Annotated in this window: 5 protein-coding genes and 1 pseudogene; 4 read left to right on the forward strand and 2 right to left on the reverse strand. The window is 65.8% G+C overall.

The annotated features are described in order from the left end of the window. Nucleotides 1–170: 170 nt before the first annotated feature. A complete protein-coding gene (locus tag ABTZ94_RS33500) occupies nt 171–1,019 on the reverse strand; it encodes an aminotransferase class V-fold PLP-dependent enzyme (protein WP_351206563.1) in 849 nt (282 codons plus the stop codon). A 143-nt stretch (nt 1,020–1,162) separates the two neighbouring features. Here ABTZ94_RS33500 and ABTZ94_RS33505 point away from each other — a divergent pair, with 143 nt between their 5' ends. Next, nucleotides 1,163–1,807, forward strand: a complete 645-nt coding sequence (locus tag ABTZ94_RS33505; protein WP_351206565.1) for a histidine phosphatase family protein — start codon at nt 1,163–1,165, stop codon at nt 1,805–1,807. 110 nt (nt 1,808–1,917) lie between these two features. On the opposite strand, the pseudogene ABTZ94_RS33510 reads toward ABTZ94_RS33505, so the two are convergent. Further along, nucleotides 1,918–5,762 (reverse strand): annotated as a pseudogene (locus tag ABTZ94_RS33510) (GH92 family glycosyl hydrolase). A 496-nt stretch (nt 5,763–6,258) separates the two neighbouring features. On the opposite strand from ABTZ94_RS33510, the gene ngcE reads away from it, so the two are divergent. The 3 genes from ngcE to ABTZ94_RS33525 all read left to right on the forward strand — a co-directional run bounded on the left by ngcE (nt 6,259) and on the right by ABTZ94_RS33525 (nt 9,690). Next, nucleotides 6,259–7,707, forward strand: coding sequence for an N-acetylglucosamine/diacetylchitobiose ABC transporter substrate-binding protein (gene ngcE / locus ABTZ94_RS33515; protein ID WP_351206567.1), 1,449 nt, complete (start codon nt 6,259–6,261; stop codon nt 7,705–7,707). Nucleotides 7,708–7,757: 50 nt separating this feature from the next. Next, nucleotides 7,758–8,681 carry a carbohydrate ABC transporter permease gene (locus ABTZ94_RS33520; protein ID WP_351206569.1) on the forward strand — a complete coding sequence of 308 codons (924 nt, stop codon included), beginning with the start codon at nt 7,758–7,760 and terminating at the stop codon, nt 8,679–8,681. A 91-nt stretch (nt 8,682–8,772) separates the two neighbouring features. Continuing rightward, nucleotides 8,773–9,690, forward strand: a complete 918-nt coding sequence (locus tag ABTZ94_RS33525) for a carbohydrate ABC transporter permease (protein ID WP_351206571.1) — start codon at nt 8,773–8,775, stop codon at nt 9,688–9,690. The last annotated feature ends 55 nt before the right edge of the window (nt 9,691–9,745 follow it).

Here is a 9,745-nt window from a genome sequence, read left to right on the forward strand (position 1 = left end):
TCTGCGTCCGGCGGCTGACGTCTCAGATCTGCGTCCGGCGGCTATGAGGGGCACGATTCCTCTCTGTGCCACAGAGATCCCCGCTCCCGGCCCTCGCAGAGCAGCCACAGCAATTTTGCGGCAGGCAGGGCAGCTGGGGCGGCATCGGCAGGAGCCGGGAGCGGGAGCTATCAGGTGGATACGACGAGGGCCTTGTGCGCGACTTCCGCCGCGTAAGCGGCATCCGCCTCGTCATTGAAGTAATGAAATCCGACTCGGAGACCACCGTTCGCGGTGATCGTCGCGCGTACTCGGGCGTCGTACAGCCGCGCTGGGTCAACCCGGTAGCCCGATGGCGGTGCGGTCACGACAATGTGCGATCGGGCACCGCAATTGAGTTCTCTGAAACCATGGCTTCGCATAACGGCGATGTACTGCTCCGCAAGCCGCAGGGTATGACTGCGACTGTCGTCACCGTCGACTTCTGCCAGCAGGCCGAGCGCGGCCAGGGCCCCGATCCACGACATCCAGGCGGGCGACGAGTTGAATCGGGCCATCGCCCCGGCCTCGCTGTACGGTCCGCCAAAGAAGCGCTCAGGGTCCGCGGCTGACTTCCAACTGGCAACGGTCGGTGCGATGTTGATCCGGCTCGGGTCGGCCACCAGCCAGCTTGCCCCGCGCGGGCAGAGCAGCCACTTGTACCCATGGGCTGCGACCAGGTCGGCCGGGTGCCGCGACAGATCAGAGCGCACGACCCCGAGCGTCTGCGTGAGGTTCGCGAAGACGAGTGCTCCGTACTGATGGGCCACCGCGCAGATTGCGTCGACGTCGACCAGCTCGCCGTCGTTGGTCAGGACTTCGCTGACCATGACCAGCCCCGTGTCGGGGCCGATCGCGTCCGTGATCGCCGCCGTGCGGCTCGCGTCGGCGCTGCGCTTGACGAGCTTGATCCTCGCTGAGGTCGTCGCTGCACGAGGTCGCGGACGACCTCCGGCGGGAGCCCGCGAGGAGCCGGCGTCGGAGCTCCCCAGCTGGGACATCTGAAGGAATGTCACGGGTCACGGGGCTGCCGTACCCGGAAACGAGGTACCGGCCGCCTCATCCCGGGCGCGCGGAATGCGATCGTGGGCCAGGTGGTTTGCCAGTCACGCAGCACGAACAGCACAGAGAGCGGATGAGACCCATGGGCGAGTTGATCCTGATCCGGCACGGCGAGACCGAGTGGTCGCGGTCCGGGCAGCACACGAGCCACACCGATCTGCCCCTGACCCCCCTCGGTGAACGACAGGCCCGCGCGCTGGCTCCGCTGCTCGCCGGCCGGCGGATCGCACTAACCCTGGTCAGCCCCTCGGTACGCGCCAGGCGCACCGCGGAACTCGCCGGACTCGCCGCACCTCGCATCACACCCGAACTGCGCGAATGGGACTACGGCGGCTACGAAGGGGTGACCACCGACGAGATCCACCGCACCCACCCCGAGTGGAACCTCTGGACCGACGGAGTCGCCCCCGGCCCCGAGGCGCACCCCGGTGAAACCCCTGCCGAGGTGGGTGCGCGCGCCGACCGGGTGCTGGCCGAAGTCGCGGAGGCGGCCAGCCGTGACGCGGACGAGGACATCGCGCTCGTCGCGCACTCCCACTTCCTGCGCGTCCTCACCGCCCGCTACCTCGGCCTGACCCCGGCCGAGGGCACACTGTTCCAGCTCGCCACGGGGGCCGTCTCCCGGCTCGGCACCGAGCACGGCAAGCCGGTTCTGACGGCGTGGAACGTGACCTTGCCGGAGAGCCTGTTCCCCCGCGCCGCTGCGGAAGCCGCGCAGAGGGACTGAGCGTGGAACCGCCGCTGCTCCACGCATCGCCGGCCGCCCGGCACGCGGACGGCCGGCGCCTCGGAATGAGACACCGGCCATCCGCGGGTCCGCCCGGAGCGGGCGGGGGATCAGGAGAGCAACTCCACCTCCGCGAGCACCCTTCACCGGCGAACACCAGGCGGTAGTGTGCGTACGAGCCCGGCGTGCTCACCGAGAACACCCTCGTCTGCTTGTCCCAGGCGAACGACTGGGCCGACCGCTTGTCGAGATCCTTCCACGTGGCGCCGTCCGACGAGCCCTGGAGGACCCACCCGGTCGGGGCCTTGGCCGCCGCGCTCGAAGTCAGCGTGTACTGGGCCGCGTTCGTGGCCGAAGGCACCGGCAGGTCCACCGAGGTGACCGACGCAGAGGTGGCCGATGTGTTGTCGAACAGGGCGCCCGCACCCTTCAGCACGTCCGCCTTCGGCGTCGCCACGTTGTCGTCCATGGTGATCGAGACCGGCGCCGCGTCCTTGCCGGTGCCCCACGACGACGCCTTGGCGCCCATGTCGAAGTCCAGCACACCGCCCTTGGCCAGCAGGTCGTGCGGCAGTGAAGTCGAGTTCCACTTCTTGCCGTTGACCTTCAGGCCCTGCACATAGATGTTCTTCGCGCTGTTCTTCGGTGCCCTGACGACCAGGTCGTGGCCGTTCCCCAGATGGACCGTGGTCTTCGTGAAGAGCGGGGAGCCGATCGCGTACTCGCCACTGCCCATCACGAGCGGGTAGAAGCCGAGCGAGGAGAAGAGGTACCAGGCCGACTGCTCGCCGTTGTCCTCGTCGCCGTGGTAGCCCTGGCCGATCTCACTGCCCGTGTAGAGGCGGCTCAGGACCTCGCGGACCTTCTCCTGCGTCTTCCAGGGTTGCGAGGCCGCGTCGTACATGTATGTGACATGGTGCGCGACCTGGTTGCTGTGGCCGTACATGCCCATCCGTACGTCACGGGCCTCCGTCATCTCGTGGATGACACCGCCGTACGAGCCGACGAACTCGGGGCCGGCCGTCTCCGGCGTGGCGAAGTACGTGTCGAGCTTCTTCGCCAGGCCGGCACGCCCGCCGTACAGATTCGCCAGGCCCCGGCTGTCCTGCGGGGCCGTGAAGGCATAGCCCCAGCCGTTCGTCTCCGTGTAGTCGTAGCCCCAGACCCGCGGGTCGTACTGGTCCGACGGGAGTCGCCAGTCGCCCTTGGTGTCCTTGCCCTGGAAGAAGCCGGCCTTGCTGTCGAAGAGGTCGACGTAGTTGCGGGCGCGGTTCAGGAAGTACTCGGACTCCTCCTTGTACCGCTTCTTCTTCGTCTTCTTGTAGAGCGCCCGGCCCATCTGCGCGATGCCGTAGTCGTTGAGGTAGCCCTCCAGCGACCAGGACAGGCCCTCGTGCGTGGAGGTGTTCGCGTAGCCGACGAACGGGGACGTCTCCATGCCTTTGCGGCCGACGCCCGACGACGGCGGGACCACGGTGGCGTTCTTCAGGGCCGCGTCGTACGCCGCCTCGGCGTCGAACTTCACGCCCTTGACGTAGGCGTCCGCGAAGGCGACATCCGAGGAGGTGCCGGTCATCAGATCGGAGTAGCCGGGGGAGGACCAGCGCGAGATCCAGCCGCCGTCCTTGTACTGCTGCACGAAGCCGTCCACCATCTCGCCGGCCTTGTCCGGCGTGAGGAGGGAGTACGCGGGCCACGTCGTTCGGTAGGTGTCCCAGAAGCCGTTGTTGACGTACACCTTGCCGTCGACGATCTTCGCGCCCGTGTGGGTCGGGGTGTCGGAGCCGACCTGCGGGGAGAAGGGGCTGGCGTACTTGTCCTTGCCATCGACCTTCTCGAAGCCCGAGTTCGGGTACAGGTACAGCCGGTACAGGCTGGAGTACAGGGTGGTCAGCTGGTCGGCCGTGGCGCCCTCGACCTCCACCTTGCCCAGGATGTCGTCCCAGGCCTGCTGCGCCCGGTCCTCGACCCGGCCGAAGGAGCGGGAGCCTGGGATCTCGGCAGCGAGGTTCTGCTTCGCCTGGTCGATGCTGATCAGCGATGTCGCCAGGCGCAGACCGACCGTACGGTCCTTGCCCGCGTCGAAGCGGAGGTAGCCCGTGACGTCGTCGCCACCGCCGCCGGACAGCTTCCCGCTCGCGGTGACCGGCGCGTCGAAGACGCCGTGGAAGAAGAGGCGGGTGGCTCCGGTCGAGCCGCCGCTCTTCACATCGGAGAAGCCGGTGAAAGAGCTGCTCTTCGGGTCGAGGGTGAGCCCGCCGTCGTTGGAGACGTTGTCGAAGATGATGCTCGCGTCGTCACCGGGATAGGTGAACCGCATCCGGGCCGCGTGGTCGGACGGTGTCATCTCGGCCTTGAGGCCGTTGTCGAATGTCACACCGTAGTAGTGCGGTTTCGCCGTCTCGTTCTCATGGTGGAACGGCAGCGCACGCGCCTTGCGGGAGGCGTCCGGGGTGCCGGAGACCGCCGACGGCATCAGCTGGAAGGTCTGCCGGTCACCCATCCAGGGGCTCGGCTCATGGCTGGCGCTGAAGGCCTGGAGGGCGGGCAGGTTGTCGGCGTTGTTGCCGCGCGCGTAGTCGTACAGCCAACTGGTCGATCCGGCGTTGGTGACCGGCGTCCAGAAGTTGAAGCCGTTCGGGATCGCGGTGGCGGGGAAGTTGTTGCCGCGCGAGAAACCACCGCTGGAGTTGGTGCCACGGACCGTCGACGCGTAGTCGGAGAGGTGCGAGCGGCGCTTCTCGGGTGCCTTCGGGGCGATCTTGATGTCGTCGATCCAGCCCTGGAACTTCGCCGGGCCCTTGGGGGAGTCGTACGCCACCAGAATCCGGTCGACGGTCCTGCCCGCCGCGACCGTGCCGATCGTCGAGTCGACCTTGTTCCACTGGTTGACGTACAGCCGCTTGGCATCGGCCTGGCCCTGCGGGGTCAGCAGGCCGCCGTTGCTGTCGGTGGCCCGCAGATCGCTCAGATACGTGCCGTCCGTGAACGCCAGGTCAACAGAGACATGCGTCGCCGGGTAGGAGAGGTCCGTCTCGCTCATCCGGGGGTGGATCAGATAGGAGAGTGAGGTGTCACGGGTGACAGCCGTGTTCACATCGAAGATCTTGTTGTACGAGTAGCCCCGGCCGTCCGCCGTGTGCGTACCGGCGTACCGAAGGGCCTTCTTTCCGGTGAAACCCGCGCCCGCCTTGGCGGTGGGGGAGCCGGACGGGCCGCGGTCGGTCTGGCTGCGCATCGAGTCGGGCGCCGGGACCGAGGTGTTGCCGTCGGAGAACTGGACGTCGGCGAGCTGGGTCGCATCGGAGGCGCCGTTGTTCTTCGTGATCTGCAGACGATAGTGCTGATGTGGCGTGTCGGATGTGAAATCGTACGACTTCGTCTGGAACCGCTCGGTGAACGTCTGGCCGGTCCGGGAGTCGAGGTCCTTCCACTCCTTGCCGTCGGCGGAGCCCTGCAGGGTCCAGTCCTTCGGATCGCGCTCGTTGTGATCATTGGCCGACGTCAGCGCGTATGTCACGACCTTCACCGGTTCGGTGAGGTCGAACTCGACCCAGGCGGTGGGCTCGAAGGACAGCCACTTGGTGCCGGACTCCCCGTCGATCAGGTTCTCCTTCACCTCCCCGCCGCCGGCGTTCTCGTCACTGGCGCGGACGTCTGTCACCTTGTCTGTGACATTGCCCGGTATTCCTGCGGAGAAGCCGCCATCAACACCTGATGACCGCTTCTTTCCGTCAGGACCTTCTTCGACGGTGTTGCGCCAGTCCGGCTGCTTTTCATCCGCTTCGAAGGATGAACCGAATGTCCGTTCCGCTAAGGTGCTTTGGCTCTTTTCGCCTGTCCCGGCCGACTGTGCGGCGGCCAGGGTGGGGGCTGTCACGACCAGAACGAGTGAAGCCGCGATCAGCGCGGCCGTACGGCTTTGTCTCTTGCGAGAACCATGTCGGGGCTGCATGCCGAGCCATTCCTCCCGAAGAAGTACGCTTGGACAACGTTGTCATGGATGCGCAAGGTCCAGTAGGGATCCAAGTGCCGCTATGTGTCAAGGGTGTTGGGCGTGAATCGCCAGTCGAATCGACCGTAATGCGGAAATCGTTACACCCGGATCAGGGCGTGCGGGGTCCAGGTGTCCGCGAGGTCTCAACTCGGGAAAGACTGCCGCTCAAACTTGCATTCGATCTTGCTCAGTCGGTCGTAAATGGACTATACCTGTCGGCGTCTGCACAGCCGTTCCGGCGATGTGGGCAAGGGGGAACGGGGAACGGTCAAGAAGGGGCACGACAGGTGCATCCACTGCCGGATCTCCCACAGCCCCCACTGCACATGGCTAGCCTGAAATCAGCACTACCCAAGCGCAACTGACCGCGGTGGCGGGGCCCTTCGCCTGAGGCGAATATCGACGGGCGACCGGTACACACCGCCTGAGTCCTGGAGAAGGCGAGGACTTGAGCATGGGATCCACCTCCGCCCACAAGAATGAGGGCCTTGGCCGTCGCGATGTGATCAAGCGATCTGCCGCACTCGGCCTGCTCTCCGTTCCGACGATGGGCTTCCTCTCGTCGTGCGCGAGCGGCGACAGCAGCAGCGACAAGAAGGTCGAGAAGGGCAAGGTCACCAAGACCAACCCGCTCGGCGTCAACGAGACGGCCCCGCTCGAGGTGGTCATCTTCGACGGCGGCTTCGGCCAGCAGTACGCGATCGACGCGGAGAAGAAGTACAACGCGGCGTTCCCGAAGGCCCCGAAGGTCAAGCACGTCGCGACCCAGAAGATCCAGTCGCAGCTGCAGCCGCGCTTCAACGGCGGCACCCCGCCGGACCTGATCGACAACTCCGGTGCCGAGCAGATGGACATGGGTGTCCTGGTCGGCAAGAAGCAGCTGCTGGACCTGACGCCGCTGATGGACGCCCCGTCCGTCGACGACCCGAGCAAGAAGGTCCGCGACACGCTGCGCCCCGGTGTCCTGGAGATGGGTCAGTTCGACGGCGACCCGGTCTGGATCATGTACTACGCGTACACCGTGTACGGCGTCTGGTACTCGCAGACCGCGCTCGACAACCTCGACGCGCAGTACCCCGAGAACTGGAACGACATGCTCGCCCTCTGCGCGAAGGCGAAGAAGAAGGGCATCGCCGGCTGGACGTACGCCGGTAAGTACCCCTACTACCTGCCGTTCTCGCTCTACCCGTTCATCGCCAAGATCGGTGGCCGGGAGGTTCTCGACAAGATCGACAACCTGGAGCCGAACGCCTGGAAGGACCCCGCGGTCAAGGCGGCGTTCGAGGCGTACTACGAGCTGTACCAGAAGGGGTACATCCTCAAGGGCACTCCGGGCCTGACCCACATCCAGTCGCAGACCGAGTGGACCAAGGGCAAGGCGCTCTTCCTCCCCAACGGTTCGTGGGTGGAGAACGAGGCGGCGCCGACCACGCCCAAGGACTTCAAGATGATGGTCGCGCCGCCGTCCAGCCTGGACTCGTCCGACAAGATGCCGTTCGGCACCATCTGGGCCTCCGGCGGTGAGCCCTTCATCGTCCCTGCCAACGCGAAGAACCCCGAGGGCGGCATGGAGCAGCTGCGCCTCATGCTCTCCGAGGAGTCCTCGAAGAACTTCACCAAGCAGGTCAAGTCGCTCAGCGCCTTCAACGGCGGCACCGACGGTCTGACCCTGTCGACCGCCATGCAGTCCGGTGTCGACTCGCTGAAGAAGGCCGGCGACAACGTGGTGAACCCGCGTCTGCAGGACTGGTACGTGAAGCTCCAGAAGGAGCAGATCGGTGTCGCCGGTATCGGCGAGATGATGGCCGGCCGCGCGACCCCTGCGGAAGCCATCAAGAAGATCCAGGCCTTCGCCGACGCGGCGGCCAAGGACCAGTCCATCAAGCACTACAAGCACCAGTGAGCAACCGTCACCAGCGGCGGCACCCGCGGAAAGATCGGGGTCGGTAAACGATGCAGCACGGCAAGTACCGTTTCATCGTGGGGTTCTTGGTAGTCCCACTGGCGTTGTACGCGGTCTTCGTCATTTGGCCGTTCATCCAGTCCATCTACTACTCGTTCACGGACTGGACCGGCCTGAGCCCGGACTTCAAGATGATCGGGTTCGACAACTACACGAGGATGCTGAAGGACGACATCTTCTGGAAGTCGTTGCAGCACAGCGTGTTGCTCGTGCTGCTGCTGCCGCTGGTGACGCTGGGCCTGGCGCTGTTCTTCGCCTTCATGCTCAATGTCGGAGGCCGACGGCGCAAGAACGCCGCGGTCTCCGGAGTGCGCGGGTCGAGTTTCTACAAGATCGCCTATTTCTTCCCGCAGGTGCTGTCGATCGTCATCGTCGCCCTGCTCTTCCAGTTCGCTTTCAACCCCACCAGCGGGATGCTGAATTCGACACTGAAGGCGATCGGTCTGGGCTCCATCCAGCCGGACTGGCTGGGCGATCCGAACCTCGCGCTCATCTGCGTCATGTCGGTACTGGTCTGGTCGACGGTCGGATTCTTCGTCGTCCTGTTCTCGGCCGGCATGGCGTCCATCCCGAAGGACTTCTACGAGGCGGCGCTGCTCGACGGCGCCGACCGCTTCACCACGTTCTTCCGGATCACGCTGCCGCTGCTCTGGGACACGGTGCAGTCGGGCTGGGTCTACATGGGGATCCTCGCCCTCGGCGTGGAGGCGTTCACCGCCGTACAGGTCATGACCGTGGGCCCCGGTGGTCCCGACTACTCGACCACGGTCCTGCCGCTGTACGTGTACCAGACGGCCTTCCGTGACGGGCAGGCCGGCTACGCAACGACGATCGGTGTCGGACTGCTCCTCGTCACCATGGCCTTCGCCGCCATCGTGATGCGGCTGGGCCGGCGCGAGCGGCTGGAGTTCTGATGCTGCGATTGACGGGTGACGGCACCCGGACCCCCAGCAGGCACTACAGGTCGGTCTCCGTGTCCGGCTCGACAGTACGAGGTGAGCACACGTGAAGACCACTGACACCCCTCCCGCGGTCCCGGCGGTGGAGCCGGTCCCCGTGGCCAAGGCGCCCGCGCCCGCCGGCAAGGCGAAGAGCAGTGAGGGCCACGTCCTCAATGTCTTCTCGCACGGTGTGCTGATCATCTGGGCGATCCTGGTCGTCCTGCCGCTGCTCTGGGCGGTGATGGCGTCGTTCAAGACCGATGACTCGATCCTGTCGACGCCCTGGGCGCTGCCCGACAAGCTGCACTTCGAGAACTGGTCGCGCGCCTGGAGCCAGGCGCACATGAGCGACTACTTCTTCAACACCATCGTGGTGGTGGGCTGTTCGCTCGTCGGCACCCTGCTGCTCGGGTCCATGGCGGCGTACGTACTGGCGCGGTTCGACTTCCCCGGCAACCGCTTCATCTACTACCTGTTCATCGGCGGGATGAGCTTCCCGATCATCCTGGCGCTGGTCCCGCTGTTCTTCGTCATGAACAACATGGGCCTGCTGAACACACAGCACGGGCTGATCCTGGTCTACATCGCGTACTCGCTGCCGTTCACCGTCTTCTTCCTCACCTCGTTCTTCCGGACGCTGCCGACCTCGGTGGCGGAGGCGGCGATGCTCGACGGGGCCTCGCACACCCGGACCTTCTTCCAGGTGATGCTGCCCATGGCGAAGCCCGGCCTGATCAGCGTCGGTATCTTCAACTTCCTCGGGCAGTGGAACCAGTACATGCTGCCGACGGTGCTCAACACCGAACCGAACCACCGGGTGCTCTCCCAGGGGCTGGTCGAACTGGCCACCAGCCAGGGATACAAGGGTGACTGGTCCGGTCTCTTCGCCGGTCTGGTGATGGCGATGCTGCCGGTCCTCGCGGCCTACATCATCTTCCAGCGTCAGGTCGTCGCAGGGCTCACCGCGGGTGCGGTGAAGTAGCGGCCGTACCCCCGTGCACAGACGAACCGCCCGCCGGCCATGCGCCGGCGGGCGG

The sequence above is a fragment of the Streptomyces sp. NPDC002785 genome (assembly GCF_040295565.1).
Classification (GTDB): Bacteria; Actinomycetota; Actinomycetes; order Streptomycetales; family Streptomycetaceae; genus Streptomyces.